This is a genomic window from Coraliomargarita algicola (assembly GCF_033878955.1).
Classification (GTDB): Bacteria; Verrucomicrobiota; Verrucomicrobiia; order Opitutales; family Coraliomargaritaceae; genus Thalassobacterium; species Thalassobacterium algicola.
Genome location: NZ_CP138858.1, coordinates 1,163,773 through 1,187,249 on the forward strand (window position 1 = coordinate 1,163,773; position 23,477 = coordinate 1,187,249).

General features: G+C 51.9%; 15 protein-coding genes and 1 pseudogene. 14 read left to right on the top strand and 2 right to left on the bottom strand.

The features are described 5' to 3' along the window. Positions 1 to 3: 3 nt before the first annotated feature. Positions 4 to 558 carry a hypothetical protein gene (locus tag SH580_RS04485; RefSeq protein WP_319833818.1) on the bottom strand — a complete coding sequence of 185 codons (555 nt, stop codon included), beginning with the start codon at positions 556 to 558 and terminating at the stop codon, positions 4 to 6. Between the two features lie 44 nt (positions 559 to 602). Here SH580_RS04485 and SH580_RS04490 point away from each other — a divergent pair, with 44 nt between their 5' ends. The 14 genes from SH580_RS04490 (at position 603) to SH580_RS04555 (ending at position 19,057) form a co-directional block, all read left to right on the top strand. Continuing rightward, complete coding sequence (locus SH580_RS04490) at positions 603 to 1,721, top strand: ABC transporter substrate-binding protein (RefSeq protein ID WP_319833819.1); 1,119 nt, start codon at positions 603 to 605, stop codon at positions 1,719 to 1,721. 1 nt (position 1,722) lies between these two features. Next, the gene (locus SH580_RS04495) at positions 1,723 to 5,154 is read left to right on the top strand and encodes a DEAD/DEAH box helicase (RefSeq protein WP_319833820.1); all 3,432 of its coding nucleotides are present in this window, start codon (positions 1,723 to 1,725) and stop codon (positions 5,152 to 5,154) included. 784 nt (positions 5,155 to 5,938) lie between these two features. Continuing rightward, positions 5,939 to 8,329: an EcoAI/FtnUII family type I restriction enzme subunit R gene (hsdR, locus tag SH580_RS04500; protein ID WP_319833821.1), complete on the top strand. Its 2,391-nt coding sequence runs from the start codon at positions 5,939 to 5,941 to the stop codon at positions 8,327 to 8,329. A 117-nt stretch (positions 8,330 to 8,446) separates the two neighbouring features. Then, positions 8,447 to 10,120 carry an RNA-binding domain-containing protein gene (locus SH580_RS04505; RefSeq protein WP_319833822.1) on the top strand — a complete coding sequence of 558 codons (1,674 nt, stop codon included), beginning with the start codon at positions 8,447 to 8,449 and terminating at the stop codon, positions 10,118 to 10,120. 227 nt (positions 10,121 to 10,347) lie between these two features. After that, complete coding sequence (locus tag SH580_RS04510) at positions 10,348 to 11,784, top strand: class I SAM-dependent DNA methyltransferase (RefSeq protein WP_319833823.1); 1,437 nt, start codon at positions 10,348 to 10,350, stop codon at positions 11,782 to 11,784. Further along, positions 11,781 to 13,004: a restriction endonuclease subunit S gene (locus SH580_RS04515; RefSeq protein ID WP_319833824.1), complete on the top strand. Its 1,224-nt coding sequence runs from the start codon at positions 11,781 to 11,783 to the stop codon at positions 13,002 to 13,004. The genes SH580_RS04510 and SH580_RS04515 overlap by 4 nt, the downstream gene beginning before the upstream one ends. Positions 13,005 to 13,116: 112 nt before the next feature. Continuing rightward, a complete protein-coding gene (locus tag SH580_RS04520) occupies positions 13,117 to 13,614 on the top strand; it encodes a hypothetical protein (RefSeq protein WP_319833825.1) in 498 nt (165 codons plus the stop codon). Positions 13,615 to 13,740: 126 nt separating this feature from the next. Beyond that, the gene (locus tag SH580_RS04525; RefSeq protein ID WP_319833826.1) at positions 13,741 to 13,959 is read left to right on the top strand and encodes a DUF6932 family protein; all 219 of its coding nucleotides are present in this window, start codon (positions 13,741 to 13,743) and stop codon (positions 13,957 to 13,959) included. Further along, positions 13,956 to 14,876, top strand: a complete 921-nt coding sequence (locus tag SH580_RS04530) for a hypothetical protein (protein WP_319833827.1) — start codon at positions 13,956 to 13,958, stop codon at positions 14,874 to 14,876. Before SH580_RS04525 ends, SH580_RS04530 begins: the two co-directional genes overlap by 4 nt. Before the next feature lie 574 nt (positions 14,877 to 15,450). Beyond that, entirely contained in the window at positions 15,451 to 16,293 is an 843-nt protein-coding gene (locus SH580_RS04535) for a hypothetical protein (protein WP_319833828.1), read from the top strand. Between the two features lie 41 nt (positions 16,294 to 16,334). Next, positions 16,335 to 16,634, top strand: coding sequence for a nucleotidyltransferase family protein (locus SH580_RS04540; RefSeq protein ID WP_319833829.1), 300 nt, complete (start codon positions 16,335 to 16,337; stop codon positions 16,632 to 16,634). Next, on the top strand, positions 16,627 to 16,986 hold the full coding sequence (locus tag SH580_RS04545; protein WP_319833830.1) for a HepT-like ribonuclease domain-containing protein: 360 nt from the start codon (positions 16,627 to 16,629) through the stop codon (positions 16,984 to 16,986). The genes SH580_RS04540 and SH580_RS04545 overlap by 8 nt, the downstream gene beginning before the upstream one ends. A gap of 12 nt (positions 16,987 to 16,998) precedes the next feature. Next, a complete protein-coding gene (locus SH580_RS04550) occupies positions 16,999 to 18,054 on the top strand; it encodes a FecCD family ABC transporter permease (protein WP_319833831.1) in 1,056 nt (351 codons plus the stop codon). A 1-nt stretch (position 18,055) separates the two neighbouring features. Then, entirely contained in the window at positions 18,056 to 19,057 is a 1,002-nt protein-coding gene (locus SH580_RS04555) for an ABC transporter ATP-binding protein (RefSeq protein ID WP_319833832.1), read from the top strand. A gap of 128 nt (positions 19,058 to 19,185) precedes the next feature. Here the strand turns inward: SH580_RS04555 and rpoC are convergent. Next, positions 19,186 to 23,432, bottom strand: a pseudogene (rpoC, locus tag SH580_RS04565) (DNA-directed RNA polymerase subunit beta'). Between the last annotated feature and the right edge of the window lie 45 nt (positions 23,433 to 23,477).

The window sequence follows — 23,477 nt, forward strand, 5'->3', positions numbered from 1 at the left end:
GCACTATTTTTTGGGAGAACTACGCACACGGTAGCTTCCACTTTCAAATGGAATTTCTTTTTCCCCGCGTGAGCGATTAATGACAAGCGTTAAGGTAAAATAGTAATTACAGAGCACATTACAGAATCGATGCAACACATCGGGAATGTCTACCCCCTCGGTCTCATACAAGCGCACCATCAACCGAATCGCAACCTTCGCCGAAGAACTGGCGGCATTCAACTCGGGCACAGGCGAATGCCCACGCGGCAATATAAATCCCGACAAACAGTCGGCCACTGAATCGCGATGCGCGCCATAACGCTCACGAAGCCAAATTAAATCTTCCTCGCGCAAAGCACACTTACCACGAATCGAACCATTTAGATGGTAAATCATTGGCTGTAATTTTGCCAGCTCTGCAATCAGTTCTGGCAGGTTCTCGGGCATCAGCGAAAGAATACCACCAAGTTGCCGACACATCGCATCCGTATGTATTTCATAATCACACTTAAGTGAACTTTCATAGATAAAGGGATAGCAAACTTCATCGATGTTCTTGCTCAGTTTCGGTTTCATGTCATACAAAATATTTTCAAATTTACTAAAAGACGACCTTGTATATGCAACAGCTTTTGACCACTAGCCTAATATTGCTCTGGAGCATCGCATTCTGTCAGGCAGCGACGCCCACAGCCAGTTCGCTGGCATATGCACAGAATTTCGAACTCGTGGAGCACAGCGGCTATCAACTATTGACGGTCAAAAACCTCTTTCGCAATTCCAGTCGCAGCCATCGCTACGCGCTCGTGCCGCGAGAGGCAGCACTGCCGAAGCAATTACCTCAAGATGCGCTCGTCATTCGCACGCCCGTGCGACGAGTCGTCGTCATGGAGACCGTTTACATCGGCTACTTAGACGCCCTCGACCAACTCGATCGCATCGTGGGTGCCGCCACCGTCGATTTCATCAGTGAGCCTAGCATCCGCGAGCGCACACGTAACGGCTCAATTAAAACCATCCAAATCGGCCAAAGTTTAAACATCGAAAGTCTACTGCTACTACAGCCGGACTTAATCCTGACAAGTATCTCAGGCGATCCAAGCTTTGACGTGCCACCGAAACTCATCCGTTCCGGCCTGCCAGTCGTCATCACAGCCAGCTACATGGAACGCCACCCACTCGCACGCGCGGAATGGATCAAATTCTTGGCACCTTTTTTCGAAGTGTCCGAAAAGGCAAACGAAGTCTTTAAAGCATCCGCCCAGCGCTATGAAGCGCTGCGTGCATCCACTCAAAGCATACAAGAGCGCCCAAGCGTATTTTGCAGCGCCCCCTACTCTGGCACTTGGCACGTAGCGGGCGGCGATAGCTTCACCGCCCGAGCTATTAAAGACGCAGGTGGCCACTACCTCTGGTCCGACAACGACAGCCAAGGAGGCATTCCACTGGACACCGAACGTGTCTTTCTCAAAGCCGCCGAAGCGGACTACTGGATCGACCCCAGCGCGTATCGCAGCTTGGCGGAGCTCTTCGCCGCGGACCCTCGCTTTACCAAATTTCGCGCCACACAGATTGGGCAGGTTTACAACAACACCCGCCAAGTCGGCCCGCACGGCGGCAACAATATTTGGGAGCGCGGGATCGTGCATCCAGAAGAAATACTTGCCGATCTCATCAAGATCTTCCACCCAGAGCGACTGCCCGAACACGAACTGATCTATTACGAAAATTTAAAATAACATGGAGTCTTACCGACCGAACCAAGCTTTCGAATTGCAGTATCCAGAATGGAACGATTGGCATGCGACGACTTTAAAAGAAATTTCCGCCCCCAAAACACTCGAACAGGGATGCATGCTTTTCGTGGATGGTCAGGTGAGCGGTCTAAAACCCCAGCCAGATCAAAAGGGCTTTGAGGCCAGGGTGCGTGCCGACAAAGAATACACACTTACCCTGCAGAGATTGCCCAATAAAAACCCGACTTGGCAGTGTGAATGTAATCGGGGCAATAAAGCGGCACCCTGCGAGCACACAGTCGCGACATTAGCCGCGCTGGCCTACATCTTTCATCAATATAATTTTATAAATCTAAGCCCCATCCAGGCCAATATAGACCTACTCGCTCGAAGCATTGACCTCAGCTCGAAAACCAGCCGGAAGCAACTGACTCGACTTCGCCTCGAGCCCCATAACCAAAAGACCGCCATCGTTCGAGGAAACGCGGCCCTCCCCCAAGAATTATGCTATCAAGTGAACCCTTACTGTCACTTGAACTCAAAAGCGAAAACTTGTCTTCAACTCCCCCCCTACGATGAATGGGGTGCAGTAATCGATCTGCACCGCTATGCCACAGAAAAGCAGATCCAGTTCGAAGCGGAAACGAGCCCCAAGCAGTACATTGAGATTCGACCGCAGATCGGAATTATCCATCCTGAAATCTCCTTCGACTATGCGTCCAAAAAACAATTGGTGATAGTAGACTCTACATTCAAAGAAGAGAAGGCTGATTCAGTCGTCGAATATTTCTCCGATGAAGGCGTGCTCTTGTCCGACGGCACACTCGCGGAAGTCGCCATCGAGGACATTGAATACCTCCTCGACACCTTCGAGCCCGCCACAGACCATTATGAATCCGGGGAAACAGCCGCCATCGGCATTTCCCCAGAAAACTTCAACAGACTCGCCCTCGCACTCGACAGCCAGCAGCGCACAAAGCTAAGAAAGGCTAATTTCGCACGAAATGGAGTTCCCGTTATTCTTGAACCCGGCAATGCTGATAGCACGCCACTCAAACTATCGCTGCGAATTAAGTCCCCCAGTAAGTCCAGGAAGAGTGACTACGCTTACTCTTTGGACGCCACTGTGGATCAGCATTTAGTGGATACCTCCAGCTTCATCTCTGGCTGGTGGGATCTAGCCAATAAAGCCGCAAAGGACGTCCCCCTAATGGGCAGCAATTTACGCATTCGCAAGTTGCTCGAAATTTCAAACAAACTACCGCTGCTCCCGAACACCAAGGAACGCTATGCTTTAATCGATGCGATGCTGGAATGTCCCAGCTTTAAGAAGCCCGAATTCCGCAAGGCTGCCAAACGTTTTTTAAAGTCGATCGAATCCAACTACTGTCGCGGAAATGAGACAATTCCGATGATTTTCAAGAATGGCAGTAAGCGAGGCTCCACCCAATCTCCTTGGCGACAAGTGCAGCTCCCCATGGCTGCCATCCTACAAATCATTACAGAGTTAAATCTGGTTAGCAGCACATACGCTAGCAAGCGAAAGCGTTCGGACAGTAAGCAAGATGAGCTCGCTATCTTACAGCGGCTCGCCTTGGTCTGCGATGCCAACGAGATCGAGCTCTCCGTGGACGGGCAGCCGCTGGAGTCTGTCGCGATCGACATCGACATCGCAGTCATGTCCGATGCCAAACTCGACTGGTTTGAGCTCAAGGCAGAAATTCGTTGCGGCGAAGCGACCATACCACGCGCTCAATGGGAACTGCTGCTGCAAGGGCAACTCTTAATTAAGATCAATGGCCGCACCGTCATTCCGCGGCTCGACAAGGAAGCCGCCGTGCGACAGCTCATCGCCCTGGTCCCCGATCTCGCTAAGGGTTCCAAGCACAAGCATGACGAAGCCATCGGCAGGGCCTCGCGCTTGGACATGCTGCAATGGATCGCCCTCCGGCGCGAAGGTGCCCATGTGCAGCTGCCTCCGGCAGCCGAAACAATCTTCAATGCCTTGCTCACATTCGAAGGCATCCCCAAGCGCCCACTTCCACGCAGCATTCAGGCAAAGCTGCGTGACTACCAAAAGCACGGCTACGATTGGCTGGTATTTCTATACGAGCACCGCTTTGGAGCCTGCTTGGCAGATGACATGGGGCTAGGTAAAACCCTTCAAGCGATCACATTCCTCACTTATGTTAAAAATCACACCAAGACTCGCACACGCTTCCTGGTGGTAGTGCCCCCCAGCCTACTCTTTAACTGGCGCAACGAGTTTGATCAATTTTCCCCGAAAATAAAGATTGCGGAATACGCAGGCACAAAGCGCGACTTCACCAGCTGCAAAAAGGCCGACCTCATTCTAACGACCTACGACATCCTCCGCCGCGACATAAAAATAATTGCAGCGGAGCACTTCGAAGCAGTCGTCTTTGACGAAGCACAAACGCTCAAAAATCACACTTCACGCCGCACTAAAGCCGCCCACCGCTTAAATCGACGCTTCACACTTTGCCTCACAGGCACGCCCATGGAAAATCATCCCGGCGAATTTCACACCATTATGGAACTGGCGCTTCCAGGGCTGATGGGCAGCTACGATGCTTTTCAAAAAGATCTACGCGAAGGCAACCGGACGCCCCTGCGCCGCGCACAGCCCTTCTTGCTGCGACGGACCAAGAGCGCCATCCTCAAAGAGCTACCGCCCAAGCAAGAGACGGATCTCTATCTCGACATGAGCAAAGAGCAAAAAGAGATCTACACCCGCACCGTTGGCGAGGTGCGTGAAGAAGTGCTCTCCGCCTACCAAGAAAAGACCAAATCGCAAGCAGGCATCGTCGCGCTCGCCGCGCTGACTCGCCTACGGCAGACTTGTGTCTCCCCCGAACTGCTGGGTAAGCCCATGAAAAAGCCAGCACCAAAGATCGACTATCTAAACAACAAGTTAGCCGAACTTGTAGACGAAGGACACTCCGCCCTAGTCTTTTCGCAGTTTATCGGCAGCCTCGACTGCATCGAAAACGCCCTCATAGCACAAGGTCTGGCCCCGCTCCGACTCGACGGCTCAACCCCCACCACCAAGCGTACACAGTTGGTCGAAACGTTTCAAAAATCAAAGACGCCACAGGTATTTTTAATCAGCCTCAGAGCTGGAGGCGTCGGACTCAACCTAACGAACGCCAGTTATGTAATACACGTAGATCCTTGGTGGAACCCCGCCGTCGAAAACCAGGCCAGCGATCGTGCCCATCGCATCGGACAAAAGCAGACCGTCTTTATACAACGCCTACTCATGCGCCACACCGTCGAAGAAAAAATCATGGTACTCAAGAAGCGTAAACAAGCACTGTTTGAATCGATCGTAAACGAGGGCAGTTCCGGTAAAAAAGGTCAGGCGCTCATCAGCAAAGAAGACTTCCAGTTTCTACTGTCTGAAGAAACTTAGAGCCATTTGGTAGGCGAACGTGCGAAGATTGAACATCGAACAATCCTAGAAAGTAGTTGAACCGTGATTCAACCTTCATCCGGCAGTCGGCTTAGGATCGATCATTTTAAACCGTTGATTTACATTAATTTGCGCTAATATGACTTGTCGCCAAATTGGCGAATTAAAATTGGAATTAATAAAAGACACCTCTAATTCTTAAGCGCACAACCAGCAGCGGTTGATGTCGTTCTAATTAACGAAAATTAACGTAATTAACGGTTCGACTCATTTTTTTAGGTTTAAGCGCAAATTCAATGTTCGACGTCCCCCGTACCTCCGCTCCAACACAGACTCATTCAAAATTCGATGTTGAACGTTGGACGTTCGACATTCCCCATCCCCCCGTTCCCCCTGTAAATGTCCTAGCTTCCGTAGTGTGCCAGACAGAGCAGTCAGAAGACAGAGGCCAGCTGTGAATATCAATAATTTATCGCACTTCCCGTCTCGTCAAAATGGCGCATGCCGTGATCTTCATAACGAACGGATTCACAGTGCCTGGCCTCTGATTTCTGAATTAAGGATCATGTATCCTTAGAATTGGCATAAATCACTAACGCCGAATATCACTCCTTGGCTCTGCTTTGCTCTTGATGACCTGTTGATATAACGCAACGTAATACGGAATTACGCTTCAGCTAGAAAACAGACGTATCCAAGATAAGACGAAACTGAATGCCTCATCACAATTACAAAGATAACGCCCCAGTCAACTTGCCCTCGACAGACTCACCAAGCTAGCAGCATGAATAAAAAAGACCTAAGTGAACGCGACATCTGCACGAAGTTCATTAATCCCAGTATCAAGAGCGCTGGATGGGACATCGACACACAGGTTCGCGAAGAAGTCGGCTTTACCGATGGTCGCATCTACGTCAGGGGAAAACTTCACACCCGCGGCGCACAGAAACGCGCGGACTACATTCTCTACTACAAGCCCAACATCCCTATCGCCGTCATCGAGGCGAAGGACAATAAACACACCGTCGGCGCGGGCATCCAACAAGCGCTCGACTATGCTGAAACGCTGGAGATTCCCTTCGTCTTCAGTAGCAACGGCGACGGCTTCATCTTTCACGACCGCACCATCACTTCCGGCCAGATCGAATCAGAGCTAGACCTCGATTCATTCCCATCCCCCGAAACCCTTTGGGAGAAATACAAAGCCTACAAAGGCATCTCCGAGGAAGCGGCCTCGATTGTCTCACAAGACTATTTCTCTGACGGCTCAGGCCGCTCCCCCCGCTACTACCAGCAGATCGCCATCAACCGCACCGTCGAAGCCGTTGCGAAGAACGAAGGCGACAACCGCCACATCCTCGTCATGGCGACCGGAACGGGCAAAACCTACGTCGCCTTCCAACTGATCTACCGCCTCTGGAAAAGCGGGATAAAAAAGCGCATTCTTTTCCTGGCCGACCGCACCTCCCTCATTGACCAAACCGTCCGGGGCGACTTCCGCCACTTCAAGGACGCGATGACTGTGATCAAGCACAAGCAGATCGATACCGCCTACAATATCTACCTCGCGCTCTATCAGGGCCTCTCCGACAACAAAAACCCGGACAACGACGCTTACAAACAATTCAGCTCCGACTTCTTCGACCTAGTCATCGTCGACGAGTGCCATCGCGGTAGCGCCCGCGAAGACAGCAAGTGGCGGGAGATTCTCGAATACTTCAAAGGTGCCACTCACATTGGCCTGACCGCTACGCCCAAAGAAACCAAGGTCGTTTCCAGCTCCGAATATTTCGGTGATCCACTCTACACCTACTCGCTCAAGCAAGGCATCGACGACGGATTCCTCGCACCCTACAAAGTGATCAAGGTCACTCTCGACATCGACGCCGAGGGTTGGCGTCCGCCAAAAGGCTTCAAGGATAAGGACGGCCAAGAGGTCGAAGACCGCATTTATAACCGCACCGATTTCGACAAACACATCATCGTCGAAGAACGCCGCCAACTGGTCGCCCAAAAGATCACCGAATTCCTCAAGGGCAGCGATCGCTTCTCCAAAACCATCGTCTTCTGTGTCGATATCGAGCACGCCGAAGGCATGCGCAAGGCACTGGCCAACGCCAACCCCGACCTCGTCTCAGCAAACAGCAAATACGTGATGCAAATCACGGGCGACAACAAGGAAGGGAAGGATCAGCTCGACGCCTTCATCCACCCTGCCGAGACTTACCCTGTCATCGCGACGACCTCCAAGCTCATGACCACGGGTGTCGACGCTCAGACCTGTAAGCTCATCGTGCTCGACTCGAACATCGGCTCCATGACCGAGTTCAAGCAAATCATCGGACGCGGCACCCGCATTAACGAAGACTACGGCAAACACTACTTCACCATCATGGATTTCCGTAGTGTCACCGCGCTCTTCGCCGACAAAGATTTCGACGGCGATCCCGTCCGCGTGAAGGAAGCCGGCGAAAACGACGACATCTCCAGCACCGACGAAGAAAGCGACGATTCCCCGATCACCGACAAACTCACCGGCGACGACATCGAATTCCTAGAACCAGAGACTCCCGATATCACCTTGGACGAAGAAGGAGCCGAATACGGCAAGAAGCGTAAGGTCACGGTCAATGGCGTCGAAGTCACCGTGATCAAAGAGCGCGTTCAATACATGGGGGGCGACGGCAAGATCATCACCGAGAGCTTGCGCGACTACACCCGCAAGAACGTCCGCACCAGCTACAGCTCTCTAGATGCCTTCCTGATGTCCTGGCGCGAAGCCGACAAAAAACGCGCCATCGTCGAGGAGCTCGAACAACATGGCGTCCTCTTCGCCGCCTTGCAGGATGAAGTCGGCTCCGCCTTCGATCCCTTCGACCTCATTTGCCACGTCGCCTTCGAGCAAAAACCACTCACCCGCAAGGAACGCGCCGACAACGTCAAGAAGCGCAACTACTTCACCAAGTATGGCGACCTCGCCCGCACCGTCCTCGATAGCCTGCTCGATAAATACGCCGACGACGGCCTACTCGACCTCGAGAACCCCGCCATCATCACACTCGATCCCATCAAACGCCTCGGCACCGCCCCCGAGATCGTTCGCGCCTTCGGCGGCAAGCCCGCTTACGACGCCGCCATCCGCGAACTCACCAACGAACTCTATCACAGCGCGTAAGCAGAAGTCACTTGACGCACCCTTTAGCCAGATTATGACTTTTCTCATCAACACCTCCCACACCTCTCCACGATGTGCACCCCGGGAGGTTTCTTTTTGCCCGAATTCCAAGAAACAATGAAATCTAAAATGGAACTCACAGAACGACTACACAGGCTCATCTCCGCTTGGGAAAGCGAAGTAGTTGAGTTCAAACAGGCAGATAACAATTTCAAAACATCAGAGTTAGGCCACTACTTCTCGGCCTTAGCCAATGAGGCAAATCTCAGAGGTATTGAATCAGCCTGGCTGGTCTTTGGAGTAAACAATAAAACCAGAACCATCTGCGGAACCAATTACAAACCCAAGCCAGAACATTTGATGGCCCTCAAAAACGATGTTAGAGCAGGCCTCGAGCCTTCGATGACATTTCGCGAGATCCACGAGATTGAACTCCCGGAAGGACGGGTCTTGCTATTTGAGATACCACCCGCACCCGCGGGCATGCCAATCGGATGGAACGGCTTTCGTTATGCCCGCTCAGGTGAAAGTTTGTGCGCCCTCGACATCGAGAAGGAGGATCGCATCCGAGCTCAATCTTCGAAGGAAGAATGGGCCGCTGGCATCGCTTCCAACGCCACGATGAGCGACCTATCGCCCGAAGCATTACAACGTGCACGCCAAATTTTCAGCAAAAATAATACGTCTCGGTTTAGTGAAGAGGAAATCGAGCAATGGCAGGACATTGACTTCCTCCAAAGACTCGGACTGCTTCGTGACAATCAAATCACAAATGCCGCACTACTCTTGTTAGGACGCCCGGAATCCGCAGTCCTGCTCAATCCTCATCCAGCACAAATCACATGGAAACTGGAAAGCACGGAATCAGCCTATCAGCACTACGGACCTCCTTTTTTGCTCAACACGAGCATCATCTATCAGCGCATTCGTAATATAAAGATACGCCTATTACCCGCCAACGAATTGATTGGAGAAGATGTCAGTAAATACGATCAAAAGGTCGTATTGGAAGGTCTCCACAACGCAATCGCTCATCAAGACTACCGCCAAAATGCTCGTGTTATTCTGACCGAATTCACCGATACCCTAAGTATTGAAAACGAAGGAACATTCTACGAAGGCGATCCCAGCCTTTACATCGAAGGGCGCAAGACTCCGCGCCGTTACAGAAATACTTTTCTAGTCAAAGCCATGGCTCAACTGGGAATGATCGATACTATGGGCTACGGAATCCATCGGATGTATCGCAAACAAGCAGCGCGTTCGTTCCCACTGCCGGATTATAATCTTTCCGATAATAATGCCGTGCAACTCACCCTCTACGGCAAGATAGTCGACCCTGCGTATACACGTCTACTCCTACAACACACTGAGATCCCTCTTAATGATGTGATGGCTCTCGACCGCATCCAAAAAGGACTGCCTGCCGATGACCGCATCGTTGCGCGCCTTCGTAAAGCCAAGTGGATCGAAGGCCGTAAACCGAACCTACACATCTCTGCCGAAGTTGCGGCGGCGACCGAAAGCAAAGCGGCTTACATTCGCACCCGTGCACAAGACGACACTTTCTATGAAAAACTGATTATCGATTATTTAAATCAATACAACAGAGCCAGCCGGACTGAAATCGATCAACTACTTCTCAGTAAACTGAGCGACGGACTGACAGAAGCGCAAAAGACAAACAAAGTCCGTAATCTCTTAACTCGCCTACGTATTGAGAAGAAAATACATAATATCGGCTCTCGTGGTAAACCAAGCTGGGCTTTACTAAAAAGTAATGACATTTAGCAAAGAAAACTCGAATTCTAGTAAAGAAAGAGGCGAATACTTATTCACATCTTATTCACTATAAGCCGCTTAAGCTTTACTAACTCATAAAAAAATCGAGTGCGCTATATTCCACATTGGGCCGCTTAAATCTTATTTGCCGTCATTTGCACCGACACCGAAAAAGAGCCAATCTGACACACTTTTCGCGTTAAATTTTCAAACTTCCCACTTCCCACTTCAAAAAAATGCCCAACATCTCATCGATCGTCAAAAACGTCCGCAACATCATGCGGAACGAAGACCAGGGAATCTCTGGCGACGCCCAGCGCCTCGAACAGCTCGGCTGGATGCTCTTCCTCAAAATCCTCGATGAGAAGGATCAGGAGCTCGAACTCATCCGCGAGGACTACAGCTCCGTCATTCCAGAACCATTCCAATGGCGCACCTGGGCCACTGATCCCGAGGGCATCACCGGCGATGAACTGCTGACCTTCATCGACCATCCCACCGACGGCCTGTTTGCCCACTTGAAACAATTGCAGTCGAGTAAAGCACCCAAGCGCGCCGCCATCGTGCGGGAAGTCTTTGATGGTTTGAACAACTACATGAAGTCCGGCTTCGCCATGCGCAAAGTCATCAACCAGCTCAACGGCTTCGACTTCAACAACTCCGAGGACCGCCACATCTTCGGCACCATTTACGAATCCATCCTGATCGAACTGCGCGATGCGGGCAACAAGGGCGAATACTACACGCCCCGCGCCATCACTCAACTGATGACTCAGATGACCGCGCCCAAGCTCGGCGAAAAAGTCCTCGACCCCGCTGCGGGCACGGGCGGCTTCCTCAGCGCCGCCATCGACTATGTCCGCGAGCACGAAGTCCACACCCTCGACGACGAGGCCATTCTTCAAAACACCATCACCGGCTGGGAATACAAGCCCGTCGCCTACGTGCTCGGCCTCACCAACCTCATCCTCCACGGCATCGACGTGCCCGACTACCATTATCAGGACAGCCTCAAGGTAGAATACAACGGCATCGGCCCCAAGCAGCAGGTGAACTGCATCCTCGCCAATCCGCCCTTCGGCGCGGGCATCGCCGACGGCGTCGAGACCAACTTTCCCGCCTCCTTCCGTTGCCGGGAATCCGCCGACCTCTTCGTGATCCTCATGATCCAGCTGCTCAAAACCAATGGTCGCTGCGCCATCGTCCTGCCCGACGGCTGTATCACCGGCGACGGCTACAAAGAGCGCATCCGCGAAAAACTCCTCACCGACTGCAACCTCCACACCATCGTCCGCCTCCCGCAGTCCACCTTCCACCCCGCCACCGTTTCCACCAACCTGCTCTTCTTTACCAAAGGCACCCGAACCAAAGAAATCTGGTATTACGAGCACCGCCTGCCTGCAGGCCAAAAGAGCTACTCAAAAACCAAGGTCATCCAGTTCGACGAATTCGCCCCCATGATCGAATGGTGGGACCAGCGCGTGGAAAACGATGTCGCTTGGAAGGTGAAGGTCGAGGACTTGAAAGACGGCTTTGATCTGGATGTGAAGAATCCAACCAGTGTCGAAGCCGAGCAGCAACTAACGAGCAACGAAGCGATTTCCGCTCTTAGTGAATCATTTGATAAGGCAAAAGAACTGCTTACTAAAATCGAAAAGGCTCTCCAATCGTGAAAACCGTTAAACTATCGACTGTTCTAAAGCACAGATCCGAAAAAATAAAAATTGACGATGCTACAAATTATAAACTCGTCAGAATTCGGCTTCATCGAAAAGGGGTTATGCTTAGGCACAAAAAAAGAGGTGCTGAAATCAGAACTAAGACACAACAGCTTTGCAAAGCAGGTGATTTTATCGTCGCTGAAATGGATGCAAAAGTGGGCGGTTATGGCTTCATTCCGACGTCACTAGAAGGTGCAATCGTAAGTAGCCACTATTACCTCTACGAAGTAAACAAGCAGAAGCTTTTACCATCATTTTTGAACGTCATCTGCCAGGCAGGAATTCTTCAAGAACAGATCGTTGCGAAAGGCTCAACAAACTACGCGTCAGTTCGCGCTCATACAGTATTAGATTGGACGATCCCGCTCCCCAGCCTAGAGGATCAAAAACGCATCGCTCGTCAATTTGATGAAGCCGAAGACGCCAACAAAGACTTAGAGAAAGAAATCGCCCACCAGCAATCCCTGCTCGGCAAGCTCAAGCAAGCCATCCTGCAGGAAGCGATTCAGGGCAAGCTAACGGCGGACTGGCGCGCCGCGAATCAAGACGTCGAACCCGCCAGCGAACTCCTCCAACGCATCCAAGCCGAAAAAGCCCGCCTCATCGCCGACAAGAAAATCCGAAAAGAAAAACCCCTTCCAAAAATCACCCCAAAAGAAATCCCCTTCGAGATTCCGGAGGGATGGGAGTGGTGCAGGTTGGGTGACCTTACCAAGTTTGTAACGAGTGGATCGCGAGGCTGGAAGGCCTACTACGCGAATCAAGGCTCCCTCTTTATCCGAGCTCAGAATATCAAAACCGATCTCTTGGATCTATCGCAGACGGCATTCGTTAAACTCCCCGATAAAATGGAGGGCCAGAGAACTCGCGTTCAACCTGACGACATTTTAGTCACAATCACGGGAGGGAACTGTGGAAAAACCGCGCGAGTCGATCAGCAACTCGATGAAGCATATGTCAGTCAACACATCGCTCTAACTCGACTAATGGAGACAGAACTTTCTGTATGGATACATCGTTGTTTGACCACAGATAGCGGCCCCCGCGGAGTTCTGCTCAGCTATTCAAAGGGGGACAAGCCAGGACTCAACTTACCAAATGTTCGCACCGTCCCTATCCCCCTCCCCCCCTCGCCGAGCAAGCCGCCATCGTCGAACGGGTTGAGGCACTGATGACGAACTGCAAAGCACTGGAAGCTGAGATCGAGCACTCCCGCACCCACGCCGCCGATCTCCTGCAAGCCGTGCTCAAAGAAGCGTTTTCGACTGAAGGATAACACACTCCATGCGCTCAGAAACCCTCACTGCTCAACTCAGAGCAATGCCGGACATCCCGCTCAACGAGCGGACCGCTATACTGAATTACTACGCTCAAACGAAATCAGAGATCTTCAAGTATATACTCACATTTCAAGAGCATATGGAAGCAAGCGACAGCGAAGCGCTCCTAGAATTCACCTTACTGCTAGTTCTCGGATACGAACGTGAAGGCCACGGCCGCCTACTCCCGGCCCGTGCGACAATCCTCACTGTCCACAAAAGCACTTCGATTTTCATGGCACATTTAATCGAGACACCCCCTGGCGAGAAGAACCAAGCAATCGAACGTAAGTTCAAGGAGTCAAAAGAGAAACCACTGCTCAACTATGCGTTCAACGAAATTCTAAACAAAGGCGGGCTAACCACGCTATCTGCAATCAAGCTGCAAACTGCAGTGCTTTCCCTCATTGAAATATTTAGCAAGACAGCTGAGATCATAGAACTTAAACCACTCGACGATTAAAACCAAAGCGACGAGAGCCACCAAAAAAGAGAACATACTCAGAAAGCTGACTCGTAGGATCCTGCCGAACCTAAGCTCCGTGCCTTTGTGCCTCCGTGTGAGATTCCCATTATACTCACGATTTACTTGGGCGATAATACTGCAGTAAAAGCTCGCTTCAAACTGGACCACTACGCCATCGATGCGGGTCACTCGCCTCAGCTCACAGTCGAACAGATTCGCTACTGGCTACAACTCTTCACGCACAACCGAGACGGCGTCTGGAAGGGCATGCTCAAGATTGACTTAAATACTCCTGCAGAGGATAGTGAAGCGAAAGCCCATTTAGAGAACATTGTGCTATGACGACACGACGAACCAGAGATTTCATTAAGACTCAGCTACTTGAGACAGAGCGTCTGATTGAACTCACAGGCGAGCACCCCGTCATGGCCCTAGGACTCTCTCAGCGCAAAGAGGAATTGAATGAAATGCTGCAACAGCTCCCCGTCGGCAACAAAGAGCCGCGCACCGTTCTCTTTTTCTCAGGCGAGCCAGTGGTTGGTTCGACTGGCATCGATGCAAGCTTCGCAGGTCGTATTCTAGCTCCATTCCAAAATATGGTCATGAGCGAACATGCACAACGTTGGCATGGCGCATTGGGCAGTCGTGGACGACGCACGGGGGAAGAAGAATCGCGCCTCATCCTGACAGGATTACCGCGCGGCTCTTTTGGACTAGAACTTTCCAAAGCAAACAACGAGGAACTCTTTGAAGAAGACCAGCTCGCTGACACACTCGCGCACGTCACTCGCTTAGTCGAATCCGCCGGCCGTAGCGATGAAGACTTTGCAGCAGAGCTTGATGACACCGCGCCAAGAGTCATTCAAAGCCTACGAGAATTCCTCAAAGTAGTATCAGAAGGACATGCGGGCTTACGCATGGAGTCTGGCGACTACCGCTGCACCTTAAATCCAGTCGAAGCCTCCGACGCCTATGACCGCGTTAATTCCACCCAGACAAGTGAAACTGTGATTCAAGAACGAGGCGTATTTAAGGGGCTATTACTTGAGTCATGGCGCTTTGATTTTGTAAACGACGCAGGCCACAAAATTTCCGGAAAGCTGGATGACAACCTGTCTAAAGAACAAGCAGTTGAGTTGTTGAAGAATTACACAGAGGAGCATTGTATTGCTGATTTAGTAAAAACGACTGTGTTGTTCAAAAATGGTAAAGTGCGAACATCCTATACGCTTAATGGCTTGAGAACTGCAAACGACTAAATCCCAAAGAGAAGTTTCAAACGCGACAAACTCACAACAATAGATTCGAATTGGATCAAGCGCTTCACCCCACTGCGAACCACAGTCAATGATTCAGCGACAGATACGCATCAATGAATCATCGCTAAATCAGTGCGCATGACAGATCTCAACAAGACCTTAAGCGACTACATTTAAACGAAAAATCATTCGTTGATATCTCAGCTAACTTCTGAAGATTGCTCTAGCCATGTGACGCCAGTCACGTCAACAGTCCACAAGCCCCAAGCGCAGCTGGACCTTGCTAGCGCAAGTTCGCTACGAACCGATTCTCGTGAGTCGCACCCTACAACAGTAGGCCATTCAACATTCGATGTTGGACGTTGAACGTTCGACGTTCCCAAGACCTTGCTAGCGCAAGTTCGCTGGTTCATAGTCTCCAGTAGCGATGTGACGCCAGTCACGTCAGCAGTCGCCGGGTCCTAATCACGGCTGGACCTTGAACGTTCAATCTGTCTCGATTCCATCTGTCGAAACACACGATCATCTGCAACTAATCGCTTCCTTTCTTTTCCGGCACTACATTCAGCAAACAATGCACCCATCCGAAAGATTCCTCGCGCCCCACACCATTCTGACGGGGGTGCCGCTCAAGCAGTTAATCGACGCCAAACTGGTCGACTTAATCGCCGAGTCCTTTGCTGCCGTGGATGCCAGTTTCGACGTCAAAGCTTTTACTCAGACTGCCAGCCACGGACTTGCAGCCCTGGAACTCAAAGACCGCGCGCGCCACATCGCGACGGCGCTGAATCAACAGTTGCCCAAGGACGTTGGCCAAGCCTGTGAAATCGTCATCCAATCCTTCGGCCCGAAATTGGAAGTCACCCAAGACTACGGCTTGGCCCCCTTCTTCTACATGCCGCACTCCGAGTGGATCGGCCGCTACGCAGTTGCCGACTTCGAAAGCGGGATGCGCGCCAACTACGAGCTCACCCAACGCTACACGGCGGAGTTTAGCATTCGCCCTTTCATCATTGAGCATGAGACGGACTGTCTCCAAGCATTGGAGACATGGTGCCAAGATCCAAACCCACATGTGCGACGCCTCGTCAGCGAAGGCACTCGCTCACGTCTACCTTGGGCAATGCGACTGAAGAATATACAAGTCGAACCAACACTCAGTTTGCCACTGCTGGAACAGCTGAAAGATGACCCTGAGCTCTATGTGCGGCGCTCCGTGGCGAACCACTTGGGCGATATTGCAAAAGACCACCTGGAACTGGTATTAGAAACCTGCAGACGCTGGCTCGCAGAGAGCGCTGCCATGAGCGATCGGGCACGCGCAAAGAACCGCCGTTGGGTCATTCGCCATGCTTTGCGCTACCCCGCAAAGAAGGAAAATCAAGATGCTCTAAATATACGGCTAGCCGCTAAATAGTTTGATTGCAGCACCGGGGCTTCTCTGTAAGCTAAAGCATTATGTTGATTGACGACCGCTTTAGAGCCAACGCCCACGACCTGTGCAAGCAGTTTGGAATTAGTCGTTTATGTGTGTTCGGATCGATTGCACGCGGGGAAGAAACGAGTCGCAGTGATATAGATTTCTTAGCGGAATTTGCTGCCCCCTCGCCTGCCACCATGCCCGACAGATACCTAGGTTTTATCGAGGAAGCACAAAAACGATTTAAGCGCCCCGTTCAATTAATGACACCTCGCATGATACGTAACCCGCATCTGAAACGTTCAATTGAGCGAGATCTGACCGTAATTCATGAATGAGACATCACTGACCTATTTCTACGATGCACTCATCGCATCACGGGCGATTCAAACTTTTTGCTCCAAACACAGCTTTGACGATTATTGTTCGAATGATTTGCTCTCTTCAGCGGAAGAAAGAAAATTTGAAATAATTGGTGAGGCACTGAACCAAGTCAAAAGAACAGCTCCGGAAGATCTTTCAGCCATTTCAGATTGGCCTGCAATTATTGGTTTCAGAAATATTTTAGCTCATAACTTACGATCATGTCGAAGAGGCAGTCATTTGGGGTATTGTGCCGCAGCAGATTCCCAAATTCATACTGGAGTTAGAAGGCATCCCAGATATCGAAGGTTAATGCTCACAGCATAGTTTGATTATTTTGTGACAACTGCAAGCAACAGAACCTCTAAACGTGGCGTCTGGCTCTTTCTTATCATCGGGCTAGGCTTATTGATTGTGTCGGCTCTCAGCATTTGCTTGGGCAGTGCGAACTTCTCTTTGGGCGAGGTATTACAGGCCTTGCTCGGCAACGAGAGCGTCAACGCGATACATCGGCAGATCATAGTGGACTTTCGACTGCCGCAAGTGATGACCGCGCTACTCGCAGGTGCGGCCTTGGGCACAGCTGGACTGCTGATGCAGACGGTCTTTCGCAATCCGCTGGCAGATCCCTTTGTGTTGGGTGTCAACTCTGGCGCGAGTCTAGGCGTCGCCGTCGTGCTGCTAATCATAGGTCCCGTTGGCTTAACTTTGACGGATGGCTTAGAGAGCTCGGGGCAGGTGCTTTTGATCCTCGCCTCCAGTGGAGGCGCTGCGGCGACACTCTTTGTCGTGCTGCTGTTGTCGCGACGCGTGGACATTATGTCGGTGCTGATCATTGGACTCATGATTAGCTACACCATTGGCGCACTGGTGAGCATCTTGATGTTCTTCAGCATGGCCGAACGCTTACAGTCTTTTATCAACTGGTCTTTTGGCGACTACGGCAATGTGAGTTGGCCACAAATGAAGTTTTTCGCGCCAGCGATTTTAGCCGGCATTGGCTTAAGCGCGCTCTTCATGAAACCGCTGGATGCGCTACTACTGGGCGAACACTATGCGGAAAGTGTGGGCACGCGCGCGAAACAAGTGCGCTTCTTCGTGCTACTGGGCGCGTCGCTACTCGCAGGCACGGTGACGGGATTTTGCGGACCAATTGGCTTTCTCGGCATCGCAGCGCCTCATTTAAGCCGTTACCTTTTTCAAACGAGTCAGCACCGTGTGCTCATTCCGGCTTCAATCTTAGTGGGCGCCCTACTTTCTGTCTCTGCGGACTTTGTGTCTCGTGGCCCCGGCTTAGACTTAGTGCTGCCGCTGAATGCCATTACTGCGCTGGTGGGCGCCCCCGTCATTATTGCAGCACTGGTCAAACAACGTAAATTGAAGCGACTGTTTTAAGATGGCAAGCGACGCACAACTCACCGCGAATAAATTATGCATCGGCTACCATCATGGCAGCGAAAGCACGATGATCGCTCCAGCACTCGAATGCGCTTTAAATGGGGGCGAATTCGTCTGCCTGCTCGGCCCCAACGGTGCGGGCAAATCAACATTGATACGTACGCTGGCAGGCATGCAGCCTCCTTTGGCGGGCGAACTGAAACTGTCGGGGCAGCCGATAAATAGCATCGCGCCTCGCGAGCGTGCGCGTGCCGTCAGTGTGGTACTCACAGAGACGATGCACACTGGCATGATGGATGTTTACTCGTTGGTCTCATTGGGGCGACACCCCTACTCCGGTTGGTTTGGTGGACTCACAGCACAGGATCACGAACGGATCGAATGGGCCCTTGAGGCCGTGGGTGCCATGGCCTTACGCCATCGACAAGTCGCCGAATTGAGCGACGGTGAGCGGCAAAAAGTATCCATCGCACGTGCCTTGGCGCAAGAAGCCAAGCTGATGCTACTGGACGAGCCGACTGCATTTCTAGACTTGCCACGTCGTGTGGAGCTAATGTCGATACTGCGCAATCTAGCCCAGCGAGAAAACCTGGCCCTACTGCTCTCGACCCACGACTTGGATTTAGCGCTCCGCTTTGCCGATCGCCTGTGGCTGATGACGCCAACGGGGCAATTGATTCAGGGAGCCCCAGAGGCGCTCGCGCTGAATGGGCAATTTGCAGAAGTCTTTGCCAATGACAAGCTCGACTGGGACGCCGCCGCGGGTAGCTTTCGCACACACCCGGTCGCCTGCCTCAAAGTGAAGCTCGACGGCGAAGGACTGGAACGGATATGGACACAGCGCGCATTGGAACGACTCGGCTTCGGCATCGCAAGCGAACACGACACTGCCAGTTTTGCGATCACAGTGGGCTCAGGGCGCTGGAGCGTTGAACACGCCGCAAAACGTGAAGCGTTCGATGGCATCGAAGACTTGATCACATGGATTCGTTCATTCTAGAAAGAGTACGCACCGATACAACGCGGCCGTCTAAAGACGGAACTCCAACCTTTGCTGCGTGGGGCTAAACGCAAAAGAGCCGCCCCTTACAGGGCGGCTCTTTGTAAATGATTTATCGTTGCGTAAGCTTAGCTGGCTTCAGCGTCCGGTGTCTCCGTGGTTTCGACGTCGGATTCAATCGCATCCGCTTCGGGAACGACTGACTCGGCGACCTCAGGAGTGCCTTCTGCATTGAACTCAGGTGTTGGCAAGGCCACACCTTCGATACGTTCAGCGGCCTCTTCGGGGCTGAGTTGCTCCATTCCAGCGCCAAGCGTGTCGATCTTCAAGTTGCGGTAGGCTGGCAGACCTGTGCCGGCAGGAATCAAGTGACCCATGATGACGTTTTCCTTGAAGCCCTTAAGCATGTCGACCTTACCCAATGTAGAGGCGTCGGTGAGCACACGTGTGGTTTCCTGGAAGGATGCCGCAGAGATGAAGGATTCGGTTTCAAGCGATGCCTTGGTAATACCAAGCAGCACTGGCTCACCTTCAGCAGGCATACCACCGGCTTCTTCGATGTGGTCATTGGCAGACATGAACGTAAAGCGGTCCACTTGCTCGCCCCAGAAGAAGTGGAGTCACCTGGATCGGTGATACGGACCTTCTTAAGCATTTGCGAGATGATGACCTCAATGTGCTTGTCGTTAATTTCCACACCTTGCAGACGGTAGACCTTTTGAATCTCGGAGATGAGATAGTCCTGCACCGCGGATGGCCCGAGAATTTCGAGGATCTCGTGCGGATCCGCACCACCTTCAGTCAGGTTCTGGCCCTTTTGGACCAAGTCACCGACTTGAACGACGAGGTGCTTACCATGCGGAATGAGGTGTGCTTCTTCGTCACCAGTCTCTGGATCGGTAACAAGCAGCTTCTTCTTGCCACGAACAGTGCCGTCGAGTGAAACAATACCATCGATCTTCGCCATCTCCGCTGCGTCCTTAGGACGACGTGCTTCGAAGAGCTCAGCAACACGTGGCAGACCACCGGTAATGTCTTGTGTCTTGGACGCTTGACGTGGTGTCTTGGCAAGCATGGTGCCGGGAGCGATTTCGTCGTCGTCATTCACAGCAACCTGTGCTCCCGTAGGAATTGCATAAGTAGCAATGGTCTTACCGGAGTCGTCGACGATGTTGACCGCAGGGTTCAAGTCTTCCTTGTGCTCGATCACCACAGTGGCGATACGACCAGTGGACTCATCGAGCTCGCGCTTAATTGTCACACCGGGGATCATATCAGTAAAGCTGATACGACCTGCCTTCTCGGAGAGAATTGGAATGTTGTGCGGATCCCACATGGAGAGGATTTCGCCCTTCTCAATAGTATCGCCGTCGCCCTTAGTCAGAACGGAGCCCACCACGATCTTGTAGGTTTCGATTTCGCGATCGTCTTCGTCGAGGATTTGCACGGAACCGGTCTTATTAAGAACGATGTTCGCACCATCTGCAGTCTGAACGATACGGAGGCCCTTATAGACGACCTTACCACCTGTGCGGATCTTGATCTCTGGATTCTTAAGCACACCCGACGCAATACCACCGATGTGGAAAGTACGCATGGTCAGCTGAGTGCCAGGCTCACCAATCGACTGGGCAGCGATGATACCAACGGATGAACCACGCTCGACCATAGCCGAGTAAGCGGGATTTATACCGTATTCAAGAGCAGTGATGCCGACCTTCTTACGTGTGGTGAGTGCAGAAAGAACCTTCACGCGCTCCACACCGACGTCTTCGATCTTACGCGCTGCTTCCTCTGTAATCAATTCACCATTCTTAACGAGGAACTCGTCTGGATTGAGTGGATTCTTGATATCGTTGGAAGAGCAACGACCGACGATACGGTCGTAGAGAGATACGATTTCGTCGTCACCTTCGTAGATCGCATATTTCCAGACACCGTCACGGTTGCCATCGTCGAAGTCTTCGATGATGCAGTCCATAGCCACGTCACAGAGCTTACGGGTAAGGTAACCAGCATCCGCAGTCTTCAGCGCGGTATCGGCAAGACCCTTACGAGCACCGTGCGTCGAGATGAAATACTCGAGAACGGAAAGACCTTCACGGAATGAGGAAAGAATCGGACGTTCGATAATTTCACCGGAAGGCTTGGCCATCAAACCACGAGTTCCGCAAAGCTGACGAACCTGTTGCTTATTACCACGAGCACCGGAATCCATCATCAAGTAAACGGGATTCACAGACTCCTTGCCACCATTGGACTTGAGCTCTTCGAATACCGCCTTGGCGATGTCGTCGGTGCAACCAGTCCAGATGTCGATGATCTTGTTGTAACGCTCCCCTTCGGTGATGATACCCTTCTTATACTGACCTTCAACTTCGTCGATCTTCTTACGCGAAGCCTTCACGATGGCAGGCTTGGCTGGTGGAATGATCATGTCGTCGATACCGATGGAAACACCAGCACGCGTCGCGATTTTGAAGCCTGTATCCTTGAGACGGTCAAGTGTGATGACGGTGCGCTCACGGCCAACAGTCTTGTAGGTCTGAAGAATGATATCACCCAATTTGCCTTTGGGCACTGGGAAGTTTACGAAACCAAGCTCGTCGGGCCAGATGGTATTGAAAATCACACGGCCCACAGTGGTGCGGATGATCTTCTTATCTGCGCGTCCGAAGACAGTGCCTTCTTTTTCGAAGTCAGGATTGATATAGTTGATCCAATCGTGAACGTCGAGCGCACCATCTGCAACGGCTGTGTCTAACTCGTCGGCATTGACGACCATAGGTAGACGCACGCCTTCCTTGGGCTTGACCGGTGGGTCCAAGGTAAGGAAGTAAGAGCCCAGAACGATGTCCTGCGACGGAGTCAAAATCGGCTTACCAGAAGATGGTGAGAAGATATTGTGAGTCGCCATCATGAGGGTCTTGGCTTCCAACACTGATTCCAGTGAGAGAGGCACGTGAACCGCCATTTGGTCACCATCGAAGTCAGCATTGTAAGCGGTGCAGACGAGTGGGTGCACACGGATCGCATCACCTTCAATCAACACAGGCTCGAAGGCCTGAATGGAGAGGCGGTGCAATGTAGGCGCACGATTCAAGAGAACCGGGTGACCTGCAGTGACTTCTTCAAGAATGTCCCAAACTTCGGGCGACTGCTTTTCAATCATCTTACGTGCGCCACGAACGGTGTGCACGAAGCCGAGCTCTTTGAGGCGGCGGATAATGAATGGCTCAAAAAGAACGAGTGCCATTTTCTTAGGCAGACCACACTGATTCAGCTTCAGTGATGGACCCGAAACAATCACGGAACGACCGGAGTAGTCGACGCGCTTACCCAGCAAATTCTGACGGAAGCGGCCCTGCTTGCCCTTGAGCATATCAGAGAGTGACTTGAGTGGACGGTTACCAGCACCCGTGACAGCGCGCCCGTGACGACCATTATCGAAGAGCGCATCCACAGCTTCTTGCAGCATGCGCTTCTCATTGTGGATGATCACGTCTGGAGTCTTGAGAGACAACAGGTTCTTGAGACGGTTGTTACGGTTAATGACACGACGATAGAGGTCGTTCAAATCGGAGGTCGCGAAGCGGCCACCTTCAAGCGGCACCAATGGGCGAAGGTCCGGTGGAATGACTGGAAGCACTTCAAGGACCATCCACTCTGGACGTGTGCCCGATTCCATGAAGCCTTGGATCGTCTTGAGACGCTTGGAGATCTTCTTCTTAATTTGCTTCGAGCGAGTGGCGTGCATTTGCTCGTGCAACTCTGTCACTGTAGACTCAAGGTCAACTAGTGCGAGTGCGTCGCGCACTGCTTCCGCCCCCATGCGGGCGACGAAAGAATCTTCGCCATACTCTTCTTGGGCTTGGAGATACTCGCGGTCCGTCAGAAGTTGACGCTCCTCAAGTGGTGTCTTACCTGGATCGATCACGAGATAGTTCTCGTAGTAGATGACACGCTCAAGATTACGTGCAGTGATATCGAGCAGTAAGCCAAGACGGCTCGGCATGCTCTTCAAGAACCAGATGTGAGAGACTGGAACGGCGAGTTCGATGTGTCCCATGCGGTCACGGCGGACGCGGGAGACAGTCACTTCAACACCGCAGCGGTCGCAGATCACACCCTTGTATTTGATACGCTTGTATTTACCACAGGCGCACTCGTAGTCGCGCACAGGACCGAAGATACGTTGGCAGAAAAGACCGCCTGGCTCCGGTTTGAATGTGCGATAGTTAATCGTTTCGGGATTTTTCACCTCACCACGGGACCATTCGCGAATGGCCTCGGGGGCGGCGACTGTAATGCCGACACGGTCGAATGATTTGGTGGCTTCATAGCCTAGGACGTCGCGTGCTACTTCGTTGCTCATTTAGTAAACCTTTTTTGAAATGTTGCGGAAAAAACGATGATGGCG

Bases quoted from the DNA above. Each gene is read 5' to 3' on its own strand.
- SH580_RS04510 (WP_319833823.1), top strand. From the start codon at position 10,348: ATGCCCAACATCTCATCGATCGTCAAAAACGTCCGCAACATCATGCGG.
- SH580_RS04485 (WP_319833818.1), bottom strand. From the start codon at position 558: ATGAAACCGAAACTGAGCAAGAACATCGATGAAGTTTGCTATCCCTTT.
- SH580_RS04505 (WP_319833822.1), top strand. From the start codon at position 8,447: ATGAAATCTAAAATGGAACTCACAGAACGACTACACAGGCTCATCTCC.
- SH580_RS04520 (WP_319833825.1), top strand. From the start codon at position 13,117: ATGCGCTCAGAAACCCTCACTGCTCAACTCAGAGCAATGCCGGACATC.
- SH580_RS04495 (WP_319833820.1), top strand. From the start codon at position 1,723: ATGGAGTCTTACCGACCGAACCAAGCTTTCGAATTGCAGTATCCAGAA.
- SH580_RS04545 (WP_319833830.1), top strand. From the start codon at position 16,627: ATGAATGAGACATCACTGACCTATTTCTACGATGCACTCATCGCATCA.
- hsdR (WP_319833821.1), top strand. From the start codon at position 5,939: ATGAATAAAAAAGACCTAAGTGAACGCGACATCTGCACGAAGTTCATT.
- SH580_RS04555 (WP_319833832.1), top strand. From the start codon at position 18,056: ATGGCAAGCGACGCACAACTCACCGCGAATAAATTATGCATCGGCTAC.
- SH580_RS04530 (WP_319833827.1), top strand. From the start codon at position 13,956: ATGACGACACGACGAACCAGAGATTTCATTAAGACTCAGCTACTTGAG.
- SH580_RS04490 (WP_319833819.1), top strand. From the start codon at position 603: ATGCAACAGCTTTTGACCACTAGCCTAATATTGCTCTGGAGCATCGCA.
- SH580_RS04540 (WP_319833829.1), top strand. From the start codon at position 16,335: ATGTTGATTGACGACCGCTTTAGAGCCAACGCCCACGACCTGTGCAAG.
- SH580_RS04535 (WP_319833828.1), top strand. From the start codon at position 15,451: ATGCACCCATCCGAAAGATTCCTCGCGCCCCACACCATTCTGACGGGG.